The sequence below is a fragment of the Nocardioides sp. B-3 genome (assembly GCF_024703895.1).
Lineage (GTDB): Bacteria > Actinomycetota > Actinomycetes > Propionibacteriales > Nocardioidaceae > Nocardioides.
Window position 1 is genome coordinate 849,167 of sequence record NZ_CP087968.1, and the last position, 20,280, is coordinate 869,446.

Sequence of the window (20,280 nt, forward strand, 5' to 3'; positions counted from 1 at the left end):
GGTCGTCCCATGGACGCCAACGCACTGGGACGACCGCTATGCCGCCAGCGAGCTGGTCTGGTCGCGCGGGCCCAACCAGTTCATCGAGACCGAGTGCGCCGACCTCACGCCCGGGCGGGCGGTCGACCTCGCGTGCGGCGAGGGCCGCAACGCGATCTGGCTGGCATCGCTCGGGTGGGACGTGACGGCCGTCGACTTCTCGCAGGTCGCCATCGACAAGGGCCGCACGCTGGCCGGCGACCTGCCGGTCGACTGGGTCTGCGCCGACGCCACGACGTGGACGGGCAGCGACCTCGACCTCGCGGTGGTGGCCTACTTCCAGGTGCCGGCCGCACTACGGCGTACGGCGATGTGGAATGTCGTCTCGTCATTGCGACCGGGCGGCACGCTGGCCCGGGTCGCGCACGACTCCAGCAACCTCACCGAGGGCACCGGAGGTCCGCAGGACCCGGCCGTCCTGATGACCGCGTCAGACATCCTCGACGACCTCGAAGGGATCGACGTCGAGGTCGTCCGGGCCGAGCGGGTCGCGCGTGTCGTGACCGCAGACGACGGTCACGGCAGCGAGGTCACGAAGACTGCGTGGGACTGTCTGGTCCGGCTGGTTCGTCGCTGACGGCATCGGGGTCGACCGGCTCGTCGCCGTACGCCCCGGCGTCCTTCGCCGCCCGGGGCCTTGCGCAGCTGCTTGGTCAGGCTCCAGCCGAGGAAGGCGACGGCGAGCGCGAGCAGGAGGAAGATCAGCAGGGCCACGGGTCCCGCGACGACATCTTCCGCGTCGGGAGTCTCGGCGGCGACGGCGAGCACGGTGAGCGTGAACATGGGACCAGTCTCTCAGGCAGGGTCGATGATGCCGGCGAACAGGTCGTCCTCCGGCGTCTGCGAGGCGACGTGGCTCACGACGAGCTCGAAGTCCTCGGTGGGCCGGGTCTCGGCCTCTGGATCTCGCGCGGGATCGAGAAGAACCAGCCGTCGGGGTCGATCTGCGTCGCGTGCGCGAGCAGCGCCCGGGTCACGGACGCCGAACCAGTCCGAGCACGGGACCTTGGTGGTGACGCGCGTCCCAGTCGGGGCGCTCCGGCCAGTCGGCCAACCGCTCGGCCCACGGCGACTCCAGCCCGTGCGCGAGCATCGCCTCGTGCAGCGCGACGGCCTTGGGCCGGCTGTGGCCGTGGGAGTAGTAGAGCTTGAGCGGCTGCCGGGGCTCCCCGCGTCGGGGTAGCGCGCCGGGTCGCCGGCCGCGTGGAACGCCTCGACCGAGATCTTGTGGCACATGATGTGGTCGGGGTGCGGGTAGCCGCCGTTCTCGTCGTAGGTCGTCAGCACGTGCGGACGGAACTCGCGGATCAGCTTCACCAGCCGCTCGGCGCCGACCTCGACGTCGATCAGCCCGAAGCAGCCCTCCGGCAGCGGCGGCAGCGGGTCGCCCTCCGGCCAGCCGGAGTCGACGAAGCCGAGCCAGTCCCGGGTCACGCCGAGGATGTCGCGGGCCCGCTCCATCTCCCCGGCGCCGGATCTCGTGGATGTTCTCCGGGATCCCGGGCCGGTCCATCTTCGGGTTCAGGATCGAGCCGCGCTCGCCGCCAGTGCACGTCACCACGTGCACGTCGACACCTTGCGCGACATACATCGCCGTCGACGCCGCTCCCTTGCTGGACTCGTCGTCGGGGTGCGCGTGCACGTGCATCAGGCGGTAGCCCGCACGAGACTGGGCGGAAGGCTGCGGCATGCACCCGAGCATAGGAGACCTACTGTTGGGGCCGTGACCGAGCCAGCCACTCCCCCCAGCGACCTCTCCGCGCGGTACAGCGCACCCGCACCGTGGCGCCGCCCGGTGCTGGTCGCAGCGATGGCCGCACTCGCGGTCGTCTTCCTCCTGGGGGGCCCGGGTGGCCCGGTCGCACGGCACGCCCGCCGCCGAGTCGCAGCTGGTCACCTACGACATCGTCAGCGACAGCTCCGCGGTCGCGCACGTCGACGTACAGCTGGAGGACGGGGCGGACGCGAGCTGTCGGGTGCGGGCGTTTGCCGAGGACCACACCACCGTCGGCGAGATCTCCTTCACCCCCGAGCAGGGGCGCAACGACGTCGAGATCCGCACCGAGCGCCGGGCCACCAGCGTCGACCTGATCGGGTGCACCACCCCCGACCAGGGAAAGACCTCGCTGACCTGCCCATTTGGCGTCGTCGACCTGCATCTGACGACATGAGTTGATAGGTTGGCCATCTGCCCGCCCGGCAGCGCCAGCCCATTGCGCGGCCGAGAGCGCCAGCCCCGGGGCTCGCCAAGAGGACCAACACCACCCCCAGTGGATGCGATTGTGCGTATCCGCCCAGTAGGAGTACACCGACATGACCCGGGACGCCGGCACCATCTGGCTCACGCAGGATGCCTTCGACAAGCTCACCACCGAGCTCGCGGAGCTCAAGGGTCCTCGCCGCGCCGACATCATCGAGAAGATCTCCGCCGCCCGCGACGAGGGCGACCTCAAGGAGAACAGCGGCTACCACGCGGCCAAGGACGAGCAGGGCAAGCAGGAGGCCCGCATCCGCCAGCTCGAGGACATGCTGCGGCGCGCCGAGGTCGGCGAGACGCCCCCCAACGACGGCGTCGTGGAGCCCGGCATGGTCGTGACCATCCGCTTCACCGGCGACGACGACACGGAGAAGTTCCTGCTCGGTGCGCGCGAGAACCTCGCCGAGGGCGACACCCTCGACGTCTACTCCCCGCAGTCCGCCATGGGCGCCGCGATCAACGGCCACAACAAGGGCGAGACGGTCACCTACACCGCCCCCAACGGCAAGGCCCTCCGGGTCGACATCGTCGACGCGGAGCCCTACAAGCCCTGAGCAGCCACCTCGTCGGACGTTGCGCGGGACGTCCGACGAACCGGTCGCCCGCACAGCCACACCGTCGGACGTCCCGGTGGACGTCCGACGGACCGGCTATTCGTAGACCTTGTAGCCCGCCTCGCGGAGCTTGGCCATCACGATGTCCGCGTGGATCTCGCCGCGGGTCTCGAGCTGGATCCGCACCTCGACCTCGTTGAGGTTGAGCGTCGGCGAGATCCGCTCGTGCGCGACCTCGAGCACGTTGGCGCCGGCCTCGCCGACGCGGGCCAGCAGCCCGGCCGGGCCGCCGGGCAGGTCGGGGATGACGACGCGGAGGTAGAGGTAGCGACCGGCCGCCGCGAGGCCGTGCCGGATCACCTTGCCGAGCAGCAACGGGTCGATGTTGCCGCCGGAGAGTACGGCGACGGTCGGGCTCGAGAAGTGCGTCGGGGTGTCCGGGATGGCGGCGACCGCGGCGGCCCCGGCAGGCTCCACCACCATCTTGGCGCGTTCGACCAGCGCCAGCAGCGCCCGCGACAGCGACTCCTCCGACACCGTGCGGATCTCGTCGCAGTGGTCGCGCACCGCGGCGAAGGTGATCTCGCCCGGACACCCGACGGCGATGCCGTCGGCCATCGTCGACATCGACGGCAGCGGCACCGGGGCGCCGTGGCGCAGCGAGTCGGGGAAGGCTGCGGCCCCTTCGGCCTGCACGCCGATCACCCGCACGTCGGGGCGCGCGGCCTTGATCGCGATCGCGATGCCGGCGAGCAGTCCGCCCCCGCCGGTCGGCACGATCACCGTCTTCACCTCGGGCCTCTGCTCGAGGATCTCCCGAGCCGGCCGTGCCCTGCCCGGCGACCACGTCGGCGTGGTCGAAGGGGTGGATCAGCACAGCCCCGGTCTCCTCGGCGAACCGCCGCGCCTCGACCAGCGCGTCCTCGAGGTAGCGACCGTGGAAGCGGACGTCGGCGCCGTACGCTCGTGTCGCCTTCTCCTTGGGGATGGGCGCCCCCTCGGGCATGAAGACGGTGGACTTGATGCCGAGGGTGGTGGCGGCCAGCGCGACGCCCTGCGCGTGGTTGCCGGCGCTCGCCGCGACGACACCAGCCGCGCGCTCCTCAGCGGTGAGCCGCGCGATGCGGACGTAGGCGCCGCGGATCTTGAAGGACCCGGTGCGCTGGAGGTTCTCGCACTTCAGGCTCACCGGCCCGTCGACGAGCGCTGACAGCCACCGCGACTCCTCCATCGGGGTGCGCACGGCAACGTCGCCCAGCACCTCGCGGGCCGCTTCGATGTCGGCCGGGGGTCACGCCGGCCAGCCGCGGATCACTCATTCGGCACCTCTTCCTCCACTTTTGCTTCCTCGTCGTCGGTCGTCACCGGTGACTCGTAGTCCTCTGGCTCGCTCGTGCTCTGGCGGGCGAGGTGGTTGACGACGGCGTTGCCCGCCGCGACGAGGGGGTACGGCGATGAGCGCACCGGCGATGCCCGCGACCAGCACCCCGCAACCGATGGCGACGATCACGCCGAGCGGGTGGACGGAGACGAAGCGGCCCATCAGGAAGGGCTGCAGGATGTGCCCCTCGATCTGCTGGACCGGGATCACGCCACCGAACATGAACAGGGCGGTGATCGGGCCCCCGGTCGACGAGCGCGACCGGGATCGCGACGCTGCCGGCCACGGTCGCTCCGACCATCGGGATGAAGGCACCGAGGAACACCAGCACGCCGATCGCGAGCACGAACGGGACGCCCGGGACCGCGGCGACGACCATCACGCCGACCGCGTCGGCGAGCGCCACCAGCACGGTGGCGCGGACGAACTGGGTCAGCGAGATCCACGCGACGCGCCCGGAGCCGTCGACGTGCTCGCGAGCGGCCCGCGGCGCGAGCCGCACCAGCCAGGACCAGATGCGGCCGCCGTCGGAGAGGAAGAAGAAGGTGGAGAACAGCACGATGAAGAAGCCGGCGAAGGCATGGCCCACGGCGGTGCCGACCTCGGTCACCCGGGAGATGGCGCCGCCCTCGCGGGGAGCCCTCGGTGATGGCCTTCTGCGTCGTCTCGATCCAGCCGTCGAGCTGGCTGTCGCTGAGTGCCAGTGGGCCCTCCCGCAGCCACTTCTTGATCTGGCCGAGCCCCTCGACCACGGAGGCGGCGAGGTCCTGCGCACCGGTCGCGACCTGTTGGCCGACGTAGGTGAGCAGCATCGCCACGGTGGCCGGGCCGACGATCATCACCAGTCCGGTCGCCAGCCCCCGCGGCAGGCCGATGCGCTGGAGCGCGCCGACGGCCGGGCTGGCGAGCGCGGCGATCAGCAGCGAGATGGCGATCGGCAGGGTGATGACTGCGAACCGGGCCAGCAGCCGAAGCGATCCCGAAGGCGGCCGCCGCGATGATGATCAGCCGCCATGACCGGGCAGCCGCGAGGTCGAGGGCCCACGGCACCCGGGCCCGGCTGAAGTTGCTGGATCCGGTGTTGATCGTGATCGGTTCCGGGTCGGCGCTCCGCGCGCAGGGAGGCCCATTGCTGGGCGATCTGCGAGGAGAGCCGATCCACTCGACGGGTCTCGTCCTCCGCCTCGTCGGGCACCTGCTCGTCGTCCGTCGCCCCGTTGTCCTTCGTCACGTCTGCAGGCTACTCATCCGCGCCGAGGATCAGCGTCTGCACCAGCGCGTACGCCGCCTCGGGGTGTTCGCCGGCCAGCAGCCCGGCCGCGGCCAGCACGTAGTCGCGGTCCACCACCACGCGCGGCGCCCGAGGCAGCTGCCAGCCGCCGTCGTGCTCGCCGGTGGCGGGCAGCAGCACGCGGCGTACGACACCGTCGGCACCGTTGCGCAGCGCTCCCCCGGACCCGACCAGCAGGTCGATCTCGCGCAGGTCCTTGCCGGTGCGCTCGACGACGCGCCCCTCGGGGCTGAGGACGACCTTGCTGCGCCCGGCGTGCCGCTTCAGCGCGAGCTCGATCGCGGCGCGGGCGATCGCCTCGTCGACCTCGATCTCGTCCGCGGAGTCGGGCAGGAGGCCCGGGTCCTGTCGCCGGCGCTCGGCCGCGTCGGTGAGATCGAGCCCCGCCTCCGACACCGTGCTGACCGCCGACCAGCGCATCCCGAGGTCACCCTCGACGGTCCGCGTGACCGCGGTCGTGGCGACCACCTCGCGCGCGAGACCGCTGTCCTCGGGATCGAGCTCGACGACGCTGTGCACGTCGGTGGTCGCGCCGCCGACGTCGACGACGACCACGTCGCCGGCGCCCGGTCGCGCCTCGTCGAGCCCGCGGGACAGCAGCTCGACACCCGTGAGCACGACGTCGGGCGTCGCGCCCCGCACCATCGCGGTGAAGTCGGTGCGCTGGCTGAGGTGCTTGCCGCCGATCACGTGCGCCGGAACACCTCGCGGATCGCACCCCGGGCCGGCTCTGCCACGAGCACGCCGATCTTCGGCACGACGTTGTCTGCCGTGACGTACGGCGTCCGCGACCCGGTCAGGGCCGCGACCACCCGAGGCTGCGCCTCGACGTCGCCGGCAACGACCACGGGGCCGGACCAATGTGCCTGCGCCGGGAAGTCGGCGTCGCCGATCAGCTGGCTGCTGTTGCCGCCGTCGGTGCCGCCGACGAGCAGGACGACGTCGGGGAGGGCTGCTTGCAGCTCGCCGAAGCGAGCTGCATCGAGGCCGCCGGCGAGCACTGCCACGACCTTGCCGCCGCTGGAGAGGGCGACGCGTCGCCCGGCTTCCGCGGTGACCAGCTCCTCGTTGCCGACGACCGCGATCCGCAGGCCACCGCCGGCGCTGGAGCAGGCCAGCACCTCGGCGTCGGTCGCCCGAGCGTCCTGCTCGGCCAACGACATCAGACAGGCGTCGAACCCGTCGAGCACGTCGGTCTCGATGGTGGTGGGGTGGCTCGCACTGGCCACCATCCGGCCGGTGTCGAGGTCGACCAGCGACGCCTTGGTGAAGGTCGACCCGAAGTCGACGCAGACGACCGCGCTCATGCGCCGAGGAGCACCGACACGACACCCGCCGCGGCCGCCAGCAGCACCGCACCGGTCATCACCACGACGAGCACTCCGCGCGTCGGCATCGGCTCACCGGTGCGGATCGCCCGGTCCGCGCGGCGGAAGTGGGAGTAGCCCGCGAAGGCGGCCAGCGCCCCCGCCGCGAGGAGCAGCAGCGCGAGGATTGTCGACGCCGCCGACTCGTCGACCGGGTGGAAGAGCGCGACCCCTGCGGCGACCAGCGCGATCGCCGTACGGACCCGGAGCCGGGAAGGTCCGCTCGTTGGCGAGCGTGAAGCGGATGTCGGGTTCGCTCATGCCAGCGCGCGGTCGAGATCCGCCAGCAGGTCCTCGACCGTCTCGATGCCGACGCTGAGCCGGATCAGGTCGGACGGCACCTCGAGGTCGGTGCCGGCGACGCTGGCGTGCGTCATCCGGCCCGGGTGCTCGATCAGCGACTCGACGCCGCCGAGCGACTCACCCGGGGTGAAGACCTCGGCCTTGGCGCACACGTCGAGCGCGTGCTGCTCGCCACCGGTGACACGGAAGCTGACGATGCCGCCGAAGCGCTTCATCTGCTTGGCCGCGATCGCATGGCCGGCGTGCGACTCGAGCCCGGGATAGATGACCTCGGTGACCTTGGGGTGACTGGTCAGGAACTCGACCACGCGCTCCGCGTTGTCGCAGTGGCGATCCATCCGCACCCCGAGCGTCTTGAGCCCGCGGTGCGTCAGGAACGCGTCGAAGGGACCGGCGACGGCGCCCATGGAGTTCTGGTGGAAGGCGATCTTGTCGGCGAGCTCGAGGTCGCGTACGACGAGTGCGCCGCCGACGACGTCGCTGTGGCCGCCGACGTACTTGGTCGTGGAGTGCACGACCACGTCGGCGCCCGGGGTGAGCGGCTGCTGGAGGTAGGGTGAGGCGAACGTGTTGTCGACGACGAGCAGCGCGCCGGCCTCGTGGGCCACGGCGGCGAGTGCCTCGATGTCGCCGATGGTGAGCATCGGGTTGGTGGGCGTCTCGACCCACACGATCTTGGTGCGGCCGGGCACGATCGCGGCCCGCATGGCGTCGACGTCGGAGACGGCCGCGGGGCTGTGGTCGAGGCCCCAGACCTTGGCGACCTTGTCGAAGAGGCGGAACGTGCCGCCGTAGGCGTCGTCCGGGATGACCGCGTGGTCGCCGGGCTTCGTCAACGCCCTCAGGAGGGTGTCCTCGGCGGCGAGCCCGCTGGCGAATGCGAAGCCGCGCTCGCCCTCCTCAACGGAGGCGAGCGCGCCTTCCGGGGCGGTGCGGGTCGGGTTGGCGGAGCGGCTGTATTCATAGCCGCCCCGCATCCCGCCCACACCGTCCTGCTTGTAGGTGCTGGTCGCGTAGATCGGCGGGATCACCGCGCCGGTCATGGCATCGGGTTCGTAGCCCGCGTGGATCGCACGCGTCTCGAAGCCGGATTTGTTGACGTGTTCCCGGGTCACGGTCCCGACACTACTCAGCCCCGGACTACTCAAGGAGTCGTGGGGTGGCGGGCCTTTGGGGGCCCGTCACCCCACGTCCGTGGTGGTCCCTCAATCGCCTGCCTTGCCGCCGGGCGCGGCGGCCGGGGCCTGCACTGCAGCCACGCCCTGCGGACCAACGGCGACTGCGGGACGAACCGCCCAACTTCCGTAGACATACACGTTGCCCGCAGCTGTCGTCGTCACCGTGACACCCGCGCCGAACGGAGATGCCGGGTTGTAGCTGCCAGTCGCGTTGATCGTGCGCCTCTGGTTTGCCAGATTGCTCTGGGCCTCGAAGACGCACAGGTGACCGGGCGAGGCGTTCGGCGCGCTGACGGTGCCTGAGCAACCTGCTGGGGGGATTGCTCCGTCATTGATGTAATGCGTAATGGGGGCCGCCGACAGCGTCCAGCCGAACGACAGGTTGTCGGCGAGCTCGGCACCTGCACCATTCGAGTAGCCGATGATGTCGTAGGTTCCGCGGATCAGGCTGGGAACGGGTGCATACTTCGCGTCGCTCTCGGCCTTGCTGTACGACGAGCCGGCTGCTGCATAGCTGCCGGCGGGCTGGTACTTCGCGTCCCCCTCGGCCTTGGTGTACGACGACCCGGCCGCGGCGTACTTCGCGTCCGCCTGCGCCTTCGTGTAGTAGCCGCCCAGCGCCGCGTCCGACTGCGCCTTCGTGTAGTAGTTGGCGAAGGCGGCGCCGACCTCCGCCTTGGTGGAGTACTTCGCGTCGGAGGTGGACTTCGTGTAGTAGCGCTTGTCCGCCAACGGCTGGAGCTTCTTCTTCCAGATCTTCTTCCAGTTGGTGGCCGCGGCCTGCGAGACCTCCGCGCCCGCAGGGCTCACCGCCGTGAGCCCGCCGCCGATCAGTACGCCGGCAACGATCGCAGCAAGCGCGCGCTTGCTCATTCCTCGAGACTTCATGATGGGTCCTCTCAGTGGGAATTTCCCTCTCCGAGAGCCCAAACTGGCGCTCGCCCTCACTGCTCAGGATCGATCCGGATCTGATACCCCCCAATTTTGAGGCAGTTTTTGCCCTCAGACCAATGCGGCCGCGATCTCGACGACGGCGGCGGAGCCTTCGGCCACGCGCATGACGAGATCGAAGGCCTCGTCCCGGCTCAGGGTGAAGGCGCGTCCGTTGGCGCGCAGGAAGACCACCGTCGCCAGCAGCGCGAGCCGCTTGTTGCCGTCGACCAATGCGTGATTGCGGCAGATCGAGTGCATCAGCGCGGCCGCCTTGAGTTCCAAGGTCGGATAGGCGTCCTCCCCGAAGGCTGAGGACCGTGCGCGTGCCACCGCCGAGTCGAGCAGACCGGGATCCCGGACGGGACCGACGTTCAACAGGCGGGTGAGGACGAGCAGGTCTTCGAGGTCGAGGAACTCGATCTCGTTCACACGGTGCCCAAACGGTCGAGGGCCTCACGGTAGTCACTCATCGCCTGCGTCGCGATCGCGTCAATGCGCTCTCGGTGGGTGAGCGTGTCCCCGGCGAGCGAGCACCGCTCGCCGTACGACCTCTTGCTTCGAGACGCCCTCGATCTGGGCGAGCTCGGTCAGTGCCCGGTCCAGCTCGGCGTCGGTGCGCAGTGTCATCGCCATTCCTCCATGGTATCGATCTGATACCAACGACGGTAGGCGTGAGCACCGACAGCGACGCGCCCCCCTTGCGCGACCCCGGAGAATGGAGCCATGTTCGGATTCGGCAAGCCCTCGACCCTCCCGTCCGCCGACGAAGCGCTGCCGGGTCGCGACGCCCAGCCGTGGACCCTCGGCGAGCACGTGGTCCTCAAGACCCCCGTCGTGAGCCTCGACGTCCCCGCCGGCCACGAGGTCGCAATCTTCGGCCTCGGCTGCTTCTGGGGTGCGGAGGAGATCTTCTGGCAGGTGCCCGGCGTCTGGTCGACGTCGGTGGGCTACGCCGGCGGACACACCAGCCATCCGACGTACGACGAGGTCTGCTCGGGACGCACCGGCCACACCGAGGCCGTGCGCATCGTCTTCGACCCGGCCGTCACGAGCTTCGCCGACCCGGTGAAGAAGTTCTTCGAGATCCACGACCCGACCCAAGGCATGCGGCAGGGCAACGACGTCGGCACGCAGTACCGCTCCGCGATCTACTTCACCTCGCCCGAGCAGGAGCAGACCGCGCGCGACCTGACCAAGGTGTACGGCGACGAGCTGGCCCGGCGCCGGCTCGGCGACATCACCACGGAGATCCGCCCGGCGAGCGAGACGCCCTACTTCTACGCCGAGGACGCGCACCAGCAGTACCTCGCGAAGAACCCGATGGGCTACCGCTGCCACGCCAACACTGGGGTCAGGTTCCCCGCCTGAGGCTGTCGAATCCGCGGACCGTCATCCGTCATGGTGATGACGCGGGCACCGTGTCCGTCCCCGGCAGGAGGAGCACCATGACCGAGTACCTCATCTACTTCAACCAGCAGTGGGTCGGCGACCACACCGAGGAGTGGTTCCGTTCACGAGGGCCACTCGCCATGGCCGTGGTGGACGACATGGTGGCCGCCGGCGTCTACGTCTTCGCCGGTGGGCTCGACCACGCCAGCCCCACCTACGCCGCCGACGCCACCAGCGGCACCGTGGTGGTCACCGACGGCCCCTTCGTCGAGACCACCGAGTTCCTCGGCGGCCTCACCGTCATCGACGTCGCGGACGACGAGGCTGCCAAGGCGTGGGCGGGCAGGATGGCGGAGGCGTGTGGCTGGCCCCGGGAGGTCCGCCAGTTCAAGCCGGTGCCGCGACCTATCGCCGGACTTTGAGCTTCTTCGAGACGCGCGAGACCGACTCGTAGCCGTTGCGCCTGCCGGTCACCCGGACCCAGAGCTTCTTGCCACGGTCCTTGCGGCTCACGCGGTAGGTGCGTCCCTTCGCGCCCTTGATGGCCTTGCCGTTGCGGAACCACTTGAAGGTGTAGGTCACCTTCCTCTTCGGCTTCCAGTCCCGGACGACGGCACGAAGCGACGCACCGGCGCGGGCGGCCCCCTTGATCGTCGGTCGGTGGGTCTTCGCGAAGAGCCTCTTCCCGACAGCGCCGGTGGCGGCCGAGGTCGCGGCGACGGACTCGTAGTACGGCGCCCCGCCCGTCACCGTCACCGTGATGCTGCTGCCGACCTGCGCCTTGCCGAGCACGAACGTGGACCCGGTGGCGCCGGCGATCGGTGCACCGTCGGCGAGCCACTGGTAGCTGAAGGTGACGTTGCCGGGAGCCCAGCCGGCGGTGCTAGCCGTCAGCCTCTGCCCGCGGTTGGGCTTGCCGGTGATCGTCGGGGCGGCCGAGTAGATCTGCGACTGGCGGTAGTTCGCGACCGCCGGAGCCTGCTCGGTGATGGCCCGCACGTTGTCGGCGGCCGCACTGCCGGTGGGGGTAGCCCTCGGCGGTCCGCACGTTGGGGCCCGAGAAGTAGGGCGCGCGGTGCAGGTCACGCCCACGTTGCGACACGCCTCGTAGTAGGCCATCACCGTGACGAACCCGTGCGCGGGGTCGGTGTAGCCGCGGGCATACGGCTTGCCTTCCGGCAGCGGGGCCGAGGCCGCGCCGGCGTCGTGGTCACCGCTGAAGTTGTGGCCGATCTCGTGCGCGAAGACGCGGTAGTCGTCGATGCAGTCGGTGTAGAAGAGCACCGTCCACGCGGCGACCTCGGGGTCGTACTCGGGTGTCAGGCCACCGAGGGCGCCGACGCCACAGCTGGCGCCCAGCGGCACGGAGCCGCTCGCCCACAGGCTGACGAGGTCGGCGTGCGTCTCCTCGCGCACGGCCTGTGCCTCGTCGTAGATGCCGTCGCCCGGCTTGGAGAGCTGCCTGAGCATGGCGAACAGGTCGGTGCTGGTCGCGCTCGCGACCTGCCGGTCGCCGACGCAGCGCAGCTGGACCCGGATGCCGGAGTTGGCGAAGGCCGTGTTGGCGTCGGCGATCTGCGCGGCGAACTTGGCGCGGAGCCCGGCGAGGCCGCCGATGTCGGCCTGCGAGACCGGGGCCGCCGGGTAGACGAACGCCACGTCGACGACGTTGCCGGCGTCGGCCCGGCGGCGGGCGCCGGTGCGGGCGCCGGTCGGGAAGGCATCGGTGCGGAGCGCGTCGGTGGCGGTCGGAGTGGCGGTGCGGCGGGCCAGCTCCGGGGGCGTCGGCGGCCGGCACGACCGCATCCGAGGTCGGGGTTGCTCGGTCGGTCGGGTCTCCCGGGCTCGCGAGTGACGACGGGGCCGGGCTCGTGGCTCCGGCGACGAGCGTCGAGATGAGGGCGAGGGCGGCGGTACGGCGTACGGCGCTGCGAATCGTTCGGCTGGTCATGGCTCAGCTCCTTCGGGTCTGGGCGGTTGATACCCCGGCACCCTGCTGGCAAACGCCAACCGCCCCGGAAACGTACGCTGTAAGGTTTTTGCCGTGCCGACCAGTGCCAAGCGAGAGCCGTTGACCGGGGACCGCCTGCTCACGGCTGCCGTGTCGATCGCCGACACCGAGGGGGTCGCGGCAGTCACCATGCGCCGGGTGTCCGCCGCTGTCGGTGTCGAGGCGATGTCGCTCTACCACCACCTGCCCGGCAAGGAGGCCCTGCTCGACGGGCTCGTGGACACCGTGGTGATGGAGGTCGTGTCGCAGATCAGCATCGTGGAGGAGTCCGGGGCGGACCTCGGCTGGCAGGCGACCCTGCGACGCCGCTTCCTCACCGCGCGGACGGTCATGCTTTGCCACCCATGGGCGCCCGTGCTGATCGCCACCCGGACCTCGATCCCGCCCAGCGCCTTCGCCATCTACGAAGGCCTGCTCGCGACGTTGATCGAGGGCGGCTTCTCCTACCACCTCGGGCACCGGGCGCTGCACAGCTTCGGCAGCATGCCGCTGGGGTTCGTCCGGGGGCTCTTCAGCCCGACAGCCGGTGACGACGACCCGTCGGAGGAGGACTTCGCAGCCATGGCCGAGGCCCTCCCCCACCTCACTTCGATGATGGCGAGCGAGATCCAGATCCATCAGGGCGACACCCTCGGCTGGTGCGACAGCCGGGACGAGTTCGAGTTCACGCTCGACCTGTTGCTCTGACGGCTTCGCCCGCCAGTTGGAGCCCTAGAGTCAGCCCATGGGCCTGTTCGTCGTCACCACCGCGGTGCGCGACGTTACAGGTCGACGACGTTGTCACGGTGATCGAGGCGTGGTGCTCGGACCACTTCGTCGTCTGCTCGGACGCCACCGGGAGCGACGTCGAGCACTCGAACCGGATCGACGTCGCCGTCCCGGTCGACGGCTGGACCGTGGTGTCGTTCCCGGGCTACTTCATCCCCTATGAAGAGATCGCCACCCACCTCTCATCGAAGCTCGACGCGGTCGTCTCCGCCGTCAGCGTCTACGACAGCGACTGCTGGCAGCAGGTGACCGTGGACAGCGGGCAGGTCGTCGACCGCTATGCCACGGACCCGCGCTACCTCGTGTCCGACCCGGGAGCCGTTGGCCGTCGTGGCGCCCCGCTGGGAGGGCGACCCGCAGGCGGTCGCGACCCTGCTGGGGTGCGACGCCCGCGACGTGGCACGCCACTACAAGCGCAACCGCCGCAGCCGCACCTTCGACGACTGGGGCTTCGTGGGGCTGTGGGCCACCGAGGGCATCACCTACCCCGAGCCGTCCGCCACGACCGGCGCGACCCCCGGCGCTCGGCGACGACTGGGCCAGCGTGCTGCACCGGGTCACGCGGCGCTGAGGCCTACCCCACCTGCTCGGGAGCCCGCGGTAGGTGGCAGCCAACTCGGTCCTCGATCGGACCCCGCGCTTGCAGGAACACGTTGGCGAGGTGGCGCTCGACGGTCCTCGGGCTGATGAACAGCGCGGCTCCGATCTCCTTGTTGGACATCCCTTGCGAGGCATGGATCGCGACCCGCGTCTCCCCGGGAGGTCAAGGGCTCGCTGTCCGTGGAAGGTTGTCGCCGCGCAGTCAGCGCCGGTGGCGGCCAGCTCCTGCTCGGCCACGGCCACCCAATAGGTCAGGTCCATCTCGACGAACGCTCCGTGTGCCGCGGCCAGGTGCTCCCGGGCGGCGACCCGCCGCCCGGAACGGCGGAGCCGCCCGCCGTACAGCAATCGCGTGCGCGCGGCCTCGAAGGGCTCCGGGCCCTCAGCATGTGCCGTCATCGCGGCCGCCATCGTCACGGCCGCCGCCTCCTCGTCGACCACCGTCAGCGCCTCGCACCGTCGAGCGAGCGCGACCCACAGGGCAGGCGACCCGGGCGGGTTGGCCTCGGCCAACCCGGCCGCGAGCGAGCGTGCGTCTTCCGTCCTGCCCGGGCCGAGGTAGGCCTCCACGAGGAGCGGTGCCACGCCGAGCGGTTCACCACTGGCACCGACGCCGCCGTCGGCGGCGAGCCGCGCCTCGAGGAGGGTCACCACCTCACCGAGGTCGCCGCGGCACAGCGCGCAGAACGCCGCAGTGATCGCTTGATGGGCCGCATGCGCCGTGGTGCCGGCCCGGTCCGTCAGTTCGCGAGCCCGGGCAAGCGATCTCCCGGCGTCGTCGTGCAACCCGCGAGCGGCCGACTGCCGGGCCAGCATCTCCACCGCGACCGACGCATCGGCGGCGTAGCCGAGGTGCTCGGCCGGGTCCGCGGCCTCACCCGCGTCCGCGAAGGCACCCGTGTGATCGCCCAGCCGGGCCCGCCCGGAGGCGAGCAACGCCGGGCAGGGGACGAGGACCCCGATCGCCCCGCGTCGACGCACCTCGGTGAGCCGGGCCGCCCCCACTGTCACGACGTGACCCACTTGTCCGGTGAAGGCGGAGGCCGGGGCCATCAGCAGCAGCGCCTGCGCATCGTGCCGCAGCTCGGGCAGGTCTGCCAGTCGTCGGACCACGTCAAGGCGGGCCATGCCGGCCTCGAAGTCACCCGCCATCACGGAGGCAGCGCCACCGCAGAACGCGGCCATCAGCTGCTGCTCGGCGTCATCGGGATCGGCAACCTCGTCGATCCGGCGAGCGCAGTCGGCCATCCCTGCCATGTCGTTGAGACGGAAGCGCGCCAGTGCCAGCTCGGTCAGGTCGCGGACCGGGGCTGATCCGTCGAGGAGGTAGGACGCCTCGTCGTAGTACTCGACGGAGTGCGGCACGGATCCGGCGTACTGCTCCAGCATGCCGAGGGTGAAGAGGGCATCGCCGCGGGACCGGTCCCTCACTCCGTCGGCCGGGACCCGGCCGACCAGAGCACGGACCCGGACAACGTCGCCTGCCCGGAACGCGTCGTGGGCGGCGAGGGCGAGGCGTTGCCGAGCCAGTGCCGGCTCCGGCGTCAGCTCGGCGGCGCGTTCGAGCGCCGTCGCAGCAGCGGCGAATCCCAACCGGTCACGGTCGCTGCCGGCGAGGGTCACGAGCTGTCCGGCGAGCATCGAGTCCTTGCCCGTTGCCGACTCTGCCCGGTGCCAGAGCCGGGTCCGGTCGCTCTCGGGCAACGCCGCCGCGAGCGCCGCGTGCGCGCTGCGCCGTTCGCCCGGCGTCGCCAGCTCGAGCACCGTGCTGCGCAGGAGCGGATGCCTGAACCGGTGGCCCACCCGCTCCTCCACGAGGACGCCGCGCCGACACGCCTCCGCCAACGCCTCACCGGCGTCGATACCGGCGGCGGCCGGGGCCACCACGACGCCGTGCGTGTCCGCGCCCGCCTCCCCGACCAGTGCGAGGTGCAGTACGGCGCTGCGAGCGGCTGGCGAGAGCTCGTCGACCGTGCTCCCGAAGTGCTCGCGCAGTCGATCTCCGGCGGGCAACGGGTCGGGCAGCTCGGCGGCCCCCAGCCATTGCGCGTCGTCCAACCGCGCGACCAGCTCGACCGGGGCGAGGGGGTTGCCCTGCGTCGCGGCGACCGGGCTTGCCACCACGGCCGGCGCCGCCTGCGCGGGCAGGATCGTCGCCGCTGCCGAGGTGGAGAGGCCGGTGACGGGCATCAACGGCAGACCCCGGGTGAGCTCGTCCGGGACGGTGCCCTCACGGGCCGCCAGCAGGAAGGCGACGGCGTCCGGACCGAGCCGGCGCGCCGCGAACACGATCGCGGCCGCCGACTCCGGGTCCAGCCACTGCAGGTCGTCCACGATCACCAGCACCGGTCCGTGCTCGGCCGCCGCGGCCGGGAGCGACAGGGTGGCGGCGCCCGGGAGGAACGGCTCGGCGCTCGCCGCGCGGCTCGACCCGGGCCAGTGCCGATCCGAGCGCGGACGCCCGGTGATCGGCGATGTCGGACACCCGGTCCCGGATCGGGTTGAGCAGGCCGAACAACCCGGCATACGCCACGTGGGACTCGGCCTCGATGCCGCGCGTGCCGAGATACGTGAAGGAGGTGGCCTGCGCCCTCGCCGCCTCCAGCAGCGTCGTCTTGCCCACTCCCGGTTCACCCACGATGAGCAACGCGCCGCTGCGCCTCTCGGTCGCCTCGCGCAGCAGGGAATCGATGCGTACCAGCTCGCGCTCGCGGCCGGCCACGACCGCAGAAGTGGGGGTTTGCCGGACGCGACACCGGGGCCGCCGGTGGGAGTTTCGACCGGAGACGTTCCTGCAGAAGGAGGCCGTGATGCGGACATCAACAAGGATCCTAGGGGCCATCGAGCGTGCGCTCACGAGCCCCAGCTGGGCCTACTCGGCCCGGTACTACCCGGTGTTCGTGCGCCGTTGGCCGTGGCCCACGGCTGCGACCACTCCCACGTCGTCAGAGCGGCCCGATGCCTGAGTTCGCCGGCGTCGACCACGCGAGCCTGTCTGTCACCGACCCGGACCGCAGCGAGCGCTTCTACGCCGACGTGCTCGGGCTGATCCGGCTGGCCGACTTCGGCACGGCCAGGGATCCTGCTGCACCGGCCGACGGCGTTCCTGCTGGCGCTCGTCCGCCACGACGCCGGCCACGGCGAGCCGTTCACCGAGCTGCACACGGGGCTGGACCACCTCGGCTTCGGAGTGGACTCCCGCGAGGAGCTCGTGTCATGGGAGCTGCATCTGAAGGCGCTCGGTGTCGAGTACACGCCGATTCGCGACATGGAGTTCGGGGCGCACCTGAACTTCCGGGACCCGGACCACATCGCCCTCGAGCTCAGCACGTCCAACGAAACCGTCACGGGCTGGTTCGACGAGCTCCGGGAGCACGAGCTCACGCGCGACGAGATCGACTCGCGCCTTGCGGACTATCTGGTCTCGACGCAGGTCAGCCACGAGGAGCGACCATGACCATCCAGCTCGATCACCAGACCGCCACCGGGACTGGACCCCCGGGTCGGCATCGCGTTCGGTGTCGGGGGGCGCACTTTGCATCCTCGGCGGGATCGGCTACCTGTCCGTCGTCCTCGTCGAGTCGCAGGACTCGGCTGCCGAGGTGCTGATGTCGTCGCCCCCGGGTACTCGCCTACTGGGCACCGAAGATGGTCCTCTGCCTGATCGGGTTCCCGGCGATCGCGATCGCCGGTTGGCGGCAGCGTCAGATCCCGCGTGCCGCGTCGATCGTCCTCGTGGTGGCCGCCGCTGCGTCGTTGATCCCACAGTTCCCGCCCGGCGCGGTCGCCGCTGGCCCGGGCGTTCGTCATCCTTGCGCGCCGCGGTGGCCGAACCAACCTCTCTGCACTGACCGACGTCAGCAGCTGGGCGGGATTCGAAGGTCGTCGGAGACGCGAGCGAGTTGGTCGAGGCCGTGTCCAACATGAAGCATGCCCCGAGCGACGGCAGCTTGGGCGATGCGGCCGATCACTGCACCGGGCTTGCCCGCGTCGGCGTACGACTTCACGATCGAGACGTTGAGCGGGAAGTCGATGGCGAGGTCGCGGAAGAGCAAACCGGCAGCAGTCGCCGCGGCGGCGTGAGTCGCCGTCACGACGTCATCCGCGAGTGCAGCCGGCGTGTGGACCACCACCTCGTCGTGCAGGAAGAAGACGAGGTGGGGTCGCGCATCGGGAGTCCCGAGGGCCCACAGGCGGTTGCGGAGGTCCGCGATCCAGCACAGCGCCCACTCGGCACCCGTTCCCCGGACGACGAAGTTGCGGGGTGAAGCGGCCGTACGCGCGGCGCCGGCGGGCCCGGGCATCGGGATCGACTCCGGCAGAATCGTCGTCGGACTCCCACGCCTCCCCCGGGCTCGGGCTTCCGCGACCGAGCAGGGTGCGCACGACCCGGCCGCGCTCGCCGTCGCGTGCCGCCTGCTCGACGAGCCCGAAGGCGGCCGGATAGCGACGCGTCAGGCCCGCGACCATCCGGCCGCTCTCACCGCTCGTCGCGCCGTACATCGCTCCGAGCAGGCCGAGCTTCGCGTCGTTGCGCGACGCGACCGCGCCGTCGTCGACCATGCCTTGGTAGAGATCGGCACCGCGAGCGGATCGCGCGAGCGCGGCGTCGCCGCTCATGCCGGCGAGCACCCGCGGCTCGAGCTGCGCGACGTCGGCGACCACGAACAGCCAGCCCTCGTCCGCCACGGCCGCCGGTCGCACCTGCACCGGGAAGGACAGTGCCCCTCCCCCCGTTCGACGACCAGCGCCCGGTGGTCGAACCGGCCGGTTGGTAGCTCGGCCGGAACCGGCCGCCTCGCACCCACTGGTCGATCCACGTCCACCCGTTCGTGGAGAGGAGATGTGCGTCCTGCTTGTACCTCAGGAGCGGCTCGATGCCCGGGTGGTCCAGCGCGCGCAGCGAGCTCGCTCGGGTGTCAGAGACCTCAAGTCCGGTACGGCGGAAGCGCGGCCAACAGCTCGGGACGCGAGTCGGGGGTTGAGCCCCGGCGCGCCGAACGCGGCTCGCACCTCTGCTGCCAACGCCTCCAGCTTCGCGGGCCGCGCACCGCGCGGTGGGCGCGCACCGAGCCGGTCGACGAGCAGCCGCTCGTGGATGTCGACGCGCCGGGGCACCCCGGCGTGGGACATCTCGGCCGCGACCAGGGGCGCCTGCCGACTCCGCCGCGAGCAGCAACGACAGCCGCGACGACTCGGGCGACGCCGCGACCGCGGCCAGCTGCCGCGCGTCCTCGAGGTCGGCACGCAGGTGTTCGGCCGTCTCGTCGACCCAGAACAGGGTCGGATCGGTCACCGTGCTGGGCCCGAGCCGGTCCCAGTGCTCCGACTCGGACCCCGTCAGCAGCGTGTTGTCGACGGCGGGCGCACGCCGCAGCAGGTGGTGTCCCAGCCGCAGGTCGTGGCAGCGCGCGACGCGCACCCCGGCCGCCGGGGAGCGGCGGCGCCCACCTCGCGGTGTCGTCCCAGACCCAGCGTCTCCCGTCGCACTCCCGCGCTTCGACGTACGCCGCAAGGTCGGCCATCGCCAGCTCGCGCGACGCGTCCCCGTCGACCGCGAGGACGCGCTCCCCCGGCAGGCGGGAGAGCGCGACCCGGGTCATGGGCACATGGTGTCAGCGCTTGACGTCGGCCACGATCTTGGTGATGCCGTTGCTGTAGGTCTCGGTCTCGACCACGTCGAGCAGCTCCTTGTCCTTGTCGCTGCCGCTGAAGAGCCGCTTGCCCGCGCCGAGCAGCACGGGGAAGACCGGGAGGTGGTAGCGATCGACCAGACCGGCATCGGCCAACGCCCAGCCCAGCTCGGCACTCCCGTGGACGCTGATCGGCCCGCCGTCGGTCTCCTTGAGCGCAGCGACGTCGTCGACGGAGCGCAGGATCGTGGCGGGCCAGCGCGGGTCCTCCTCGGCAAGGGTGGTCGAGACGACGTAGCGCGGCATCGAGTTGTAGCCCTTGAAGTCGTCGACCATCGTCGGCCACACCGGGGCGAACGCCTCGTAGCTCTTGCGACCCAGCAGCAGGGCACCTGCCTCCTCCTGCTCGCTGCCCTTGATCTCGTAGGCGTCGGGCACGAACTCGATGTCCTTGTAGGTCCAGCCGGAGCTGCGGTGACCGGCTTCGCCGCCGGGAGCCTCCATGACTCCGTCGAGCGACATGAACGCGGTGACGATGAGGTTGCGCATCTTCTTCTCCCGGTGTGGGTCTGGGGG

General features: G+C 71.1%; 23 protein-coding genes and 8 pseudogenes. 10 read left to right on the plus strand and 21 right to left on the minus strand.

Features of this window, described 5'->3' with window-relative positions; all coding sequences use genetic code 11:
• Positions 1 to 28 precede the first annotated feature (28 nt).
• Positions 29 to 616 (plus strand): annotated as a pseudogene (locus tag LP418_RS05670) (class I SAM-dependent methyltransferase); the annotation flags it as partial.
• Here the strand turns inward: LP418_RS05670 and LP418_RS05675 are convergent.
• Both LP418_RS05675 and mca read right to left on the minus strand, forming a co-directional pair.
• Positions 556 to 822 carry a hypothetical protein gene (locus tag LP418_RS05675; protein WP_257955564.1) on the minus strand — a complete coding sequence of 89 codons (267 nt, stop codon included), beginning with the start codon at positions 820 to 822 and terminating at the stop codon, positions 556 to 558. The pseudogene LP418_RS05670 and the gene LP418_RS05675 overlap by 61 nt on opposite strands.
• A 12-nt stretch (positions 823 to 834) precedes the next feature.
• Positions 835 to 1,729 (minus strand): annotated as a pseudogene (mca, locus tag LP418_RS05680) (mycothiol conjugate amidase Mca).
• A gap of 160 nt (positions 1,730 to 1,889) precedes the next feature.
• Here mca and LP418_RS05685 point away from each other — a divergent pair.
• Positions 1,890 to 2,210, plus strand: a complete 321-nt coding sequence (locus LP418_RS05685) for a DUF4307 domain-containing protein (protein ID WP_257955565.1) — start codon at positions 1,890 to 1,892, stop codon at positions 2,208 to 2,210.
• 142 nt (positions 2,211 to 2,352) lie between these two features.
• Positions 2,353 to 2,850, plus strand: a complete 498-nt coding sequence (gene greA / locus LP418_RS05690) for a transcription elongation factor GreA (RefSeq protein ID WP_257955566.1) — start codon at positions 2,353 to 2,355, stop codon at positions 2,848 to 2,850.
• A 96-nt stretch (positions 2,851 to 2,946) separates the two neighbouring features.
• On the opposite strand, the gene LP418_RS05695 is transcribed toward greA, so the two are convergent.
• The 12 genes and pseudogenes from LP418_RS05695 to LP418_RS05750 form a co-directional block, all read right to left on the minus strand.
• Positions 2,947 to 3,642 carry a pyridoxal-phosphate dependent enzyme gene (locus LP418_RS05695; protein WP_257955567.1) on the minus strand — a complete coding sequence of 232 codons (696 nt, stop codon included), beginning with the start codon at positions 3,640 to 3,642 and terminating at the stop codon, positions 2,947 to 2,949.
• Positions 3,643 to 3,730: 88 nt separating this feature from the next.
• Positions 3,731 to 4,081, minus strand: a pseudogene (locus LP418_RS05700) (pyridoxal-phosphate dependent enzyme); the annotation flags it as partial.
• Between the two features lie 84 nt (positions 4,082 to 4,165).
• Positions 4,166 to 4,453 (minus strand): AI-2E family transporter, encoded by a 288-nt coding sequence (locus LP418_RS05705; protein ID WP_257955568.1) that lies wholly within the window; start codon positions 4,451 to 4,453, stop codon positions 4,166 to 4,168.
• An 85-nt stretch (positions 4,454 to 4,538) separates the two neighbouring features.
• Positions 4,539 to 5,006: pseudogene (locus LP418_RS30370) on the minus strand (AI-2E family transporter); the annotation flags it as partial.
• Positions 4,939 to 5,199: pseudogene (locus LP418_RS05715) on the minus strand (AI-2E family transporter); the annotation flags it as partial. The pseudogenes LP418_RS05715 and LP418_RS30370, both read right to left, overlap by 68 nt.
• Positions 5,148 to 5,462, minus strand: coding sequence for a hypothetical protein (locus LP418_RS05720; protein ID WP_257955569.1), 315 nt, complete (start codon positions 5,460 to 5,462; stop codon positions 5,148 to 5,150). The gene LP418_RS05720 and the pseudogene LP418_RS05715, both read right to left, overlap by 52 nt.
• A 9-nt stretch (positions 5,463 to 5,471) precedes the next feature.
• Positions 5,472 to 6,829, minus strand: a pseudogene (locus tag LP418_RS05725) (glutamate mutase L).
• Positions 6,830 to 6,999: 170 nt separating this feature from the next.
• A pseudogene (locus LP418_RS32605) lies at positions 7,000 to 7,080 on the minus strand (hypothetical protein); the annotation flags it as partial.
• 66 nt (positions 7,081 to 7,146) lie between these two features.
• Positions 7,147 to 8,307 (minus strand): cystathionine gamma-synthase, encoded by a 1,161-nt coding sequence (locus tag LP418_RS05735; protein ID WP_257955571.1) that lies wholly within the window; start codon positions 8,305 to 8,307, stop codon positions 7,147 to 7,149.
• A 90-nt stretch (positions 8,308 to 8,397) separates the two neighbouring features.
• Positions 8,398 to 9,243, minus strand: a complete 846-nt coding sequence (locus LP418_RS05740) for a hypothetical protein (protein WP_257955572.1) — start codon at positions 9,241 to 9,243, stop codon at positions 8,398 to 8,400.
• A gap of 129 nt (positions 9,244 to 9,372) precedes the next feature.
• The gene (locus LP418_RS05745) at positions 9,373 to 9,732 is read right to left on the minus strand and encodes a type II toxin-antitoxin system death-on-curing family toxin (protein ID WP_257955573.1); all 360 of its coding nucleotides are present in this window, start codon (positions 9,730 to 9,732) and stop codon (positions 9,373 to 9,375) included.
• Positions 9,733 to 9,792: 60 nt separating this feature from the next.
• Entirely contained in the window at positions 9,793 to 9,930 is a 138-nt protein-coding gene (locus LP418_RS05750) for a ribbon-helix-helix domain-containing protein (RefSeq protein ID WP_257955574.1), read from the minus strand.
• A gap of 96 nt (positions 9,931 to 10,026) precedes the next feature.
• Between LP418_RS05750 and msrA the strand changes: the two genes are divergently transcribed.
• Positions 10,027 to 10,671 carry a peptide-methionine (S)-S-oxide reductase MsrA gene (gene msrA / locus LP418_RS05755; protein ID WP_257955575.1) on the plus strand — a complete coding sequence of 215 codons (645 nt, stop codon included), beginning with the start codon at positions 10,027 to 10,029 and terminating at the stop codon, positions 10,669 to 10,671.
• 77 nt (positions 10,672 to 10,748) lie between these two features.
• Complete coding sequence (locus LP418_RS05760; RefSeq protein ID WP_257955576.1) at positions 10,749 to 11,114, plus strand: YciI family protein; 366 nt, start codon at positions 10,749 to 10,751, stop codon at positions 11,112 to 11,114.
• Here the strand turns inward: LP418_RS05760 and LP418_RS05765 are convergent.
• Entirely contained in the window at positions 11,098 to 12,498 is a 1,401-nt protein-coding gene (locus tag LP418_RS05765) for a reprolysin-like metallopeptidase (protein ID WP_257955577.1), read from the minus strand. The genes LP418_RS05760 and LP418_RS05765 overlap by 17 nt on opposite strands.
• A gap of 238 nt (positions 12,499 to 12,736) precedes the next feature.
• Here LP418_RS05765 and LP418_RS05770 point away from each other — a divergent pair, with 238 nt between their 5' ends.
• Both LP418_RS05770 and LP418_RS05775 read left to right on the plus strand, forming a co-directional pair.
• On the plus strand, positions 12,737 to 13,390 hold the full coding sequence (locus LP418_RS05770) for a TetR/AcrR family transcriptional regulator (protein ID WP_257955578.1): 654 nt from the start codon (positions 12,737 to 12,739) through the stop codon (positions 13,388 to 13,390).
• A gap of 37 nt (positions 13,391 to 13,427) precedes the next feature.
• Entirely contained in the window at positions 13,428 to 13,634 is a 207-nt protein-coding gene (locus tag LP418_RS05775; RefSeq protein WP_257955579.1) for a hypothetical protein, read from the plus strand.
• 50 nt (positions 13,635 to 13,684) lie between these two features.
• On the opposite strand, the gene LP418_RS05780 is transcribed toward LP418_RS05775, so the two are convergent.
• Both LP418_RS05780 and LP418_RS05785 read right to left on the minus strand, forming a co-directional pair.
• Positions 13,685 to 16,417, minus strand: coding sequence for a hypothetical protein (locus LP418_RS05780; RefSeq protein ID WP_257955580.1), 2,733 nt, complete (start codon positions 16,415 to 16,417; stop codon positions 13,685 to 13,687).
• Complete coding sequence (locus LP418_RS05785; RefSeq protein ID WP_257955581.1) at positions 16,302 to 16,793, minus strand: ATP-binding protein; 492 nt, start codon at positions 16,791 to 16,793, stop codon at positions 16,302 to 16,304. The genes LP418_RS05780 and LP418_RS05785 overlap by 116 nt, the downstream gene beginning before the upstream one ends.
• 236 nt (positions 16,794 to 17,029) lie before the next feature.
• On the opposite strand from LP418_RS05785, the pseudogene LP418_RS32610 reads away from it, so the two are divergent.
• Positions 17,030 to 17,146, plus strand: a pseudogene (locus tag LP418_RS32610) (VOC family protein); the annotation flags it as partial.
• Positions 17,147 to 17,261: 115 nt separating this feature from the next.
• On the plus strand, positions 17,262 to 17,528 hold the full coding sequence (locus tag LP418_RS05790; protein ID WP_336275915.1) for a hypothetical protein: 267 nt from the start codon (positions 17,262 to 17,264) through the stop codon (positions 17,526 to 17,528).
• Between the two features lie 400 nt (positions 17,529 to 17,928).
• Here the strand turns inward: LP418_RS05790 and LP418_RS05795 are convergent, their stop codons facing one another.
• From LP418_RS05795 to LP418_RS05805, 3 genes are all read right to left on the minus strand, one after another.
• Positions 17,929 to 18,165 (minus strand): hypothetical protein, encoded by a 237-nt coding sequence (locus tag LP418_RS05795; protein WP_257955582.1) that lies wholly within the window; start codon positions 18,163 to 18,165, stop codon positions 17,929 to 17,931.
• A gap of 4 nt (positions 18,166 to 18,169) precedes the next feature.
• Positions 18,170 to 18,781, minus strand: coding sequence for a hypothetical protein (locus LP418_RS05800; protein WP_257955583.1), 612 nt, complete (start codon positions 18,779 to 18,781; stop codon positions 18,170 to 18,172).
• Positions 18,782 to 18,934: 153 nt separating this feature from the next.
• The gene (locus LP418_RS05805; RefSeq protein WP_257955584.1) at positions 18,935 to 19,189 is read right to left on the minus strand and encodes a hypothetical protein; all 255 of its coding nucleotides are present in this window, start codon (positions 19,187 to 19,189) and stop codon (positions 18,935 to 18,937) included.
• Between LP418_RS05805 and LP418_RS05810 the strand changes: the two genes are divergently transcribed.
• Positions 19,170 to 19,697: a hypothetical protein gene (locus LP418_RS05810; protein ID WP_257955585.1), complete on the plus strand. Its 528-nt coding sequence runs from the start codon at positions 19,170 to 19,172 to the stop codon at positions 19,695 to 19,697. The two genes, LP418_RS05805 and LP418_RS05810, sit on opposite strands and share 20 nt — an antisense overlap.
• On the opposite strand, the gene LP418_RS05815 is transcribed toward LP418_RS05810, so the two are convergent.
• On the minus strand, positions 19,687 to 20,253 hold the full coding sequence (locus tag LP418_RS05815; RefSeq protein WP_257955586.1) for a dihydrofolate reductase family protein: 567 nt from the start codon (positions 20,251 to 20,253) through the stop codon (positions 19,687 to 19,689). The genes LP418_RS05810 and LP418_RS05815 overlap by 11 nt on opposite strands.
• Between the last annotated feature and the right edge of the window lie 27 nt (positions 20,254 to 20,280).

Coding starts and splice junctions, on each gene's coding strand:
- LP418_RS05675 (WP_257955564.1), bottom strand. CDS start 822: ATGTTCACGCTCACCGTGCTCGCCGTCGCCGCCGAGACTCCCGACGCG.
- greA (WP_257955566.1), top strand. CDS start 2,353: ATGACCCGGGACGCCGGCACCATCTGGCTCACGCAGGATGCCTTCGAC.
- LP418_RS05705 (WP_257955568.1), bottom strand. CDS start 4,453: ATGTTCGGTGGCGTGATCCCGGTCCAGCAGATCGAGGGGCACATCCTG.
- LP418_RS05740 (WP_257955572.1), bottom strand. CDS start 9,243: ATGAGCAAGCGCGCGCTTGCTGCGATCGTTGCCGGCGTACTGATCGGC.
- LP418_RS05750 (WP_257955574.1), bottom strand. CDS start 9,930: ATGACACTGCGCACCGACGCCGAGCTGGACCGGGCACTGACCGAGCTC.
- msrA (WP_257955575.1), top strand. CDS start 10,027: ATGTTCGGATTCGGCAAGCCCTCGACCCTCCCGTCCGCCGACGAAGCG.
- LP418_RS05760 (WP_257955576.1), top strand. CDS start 10,749: ATGACCGAGTACCTCATCTACTTCAACCAGCAGTGGGTCGGCGACCAC.
- LP418_RS05765 (WP_257955577.1), bottom strand. CDS start 12,498: ATGCGGTCGTGCCGGCCGCCGACGCCCCCGGAGCTGGCCCGCCGCACC.
- LP418_RS05775 (WP_257955579.1), top strand. CDS start 13,428: ATGGGCCTGTTCGTCGTCACCACCGCGGTGCGCGACGTTACAGGTCGA.
- LP418_RS05810 (WP_257955585.1), top strand. CDS start 19,170: ATGTCGACGCGCCGGGGCACCCCGGCGTGGGACATCTCGGCCGCGACC.
- LP418_RS05815 (WP_257955586.1), bottom strand. CDS start 20,253: ATGCGCAACCTCATCGTCACCGCGTTCATGTCGCTCGACGGAGTCATG.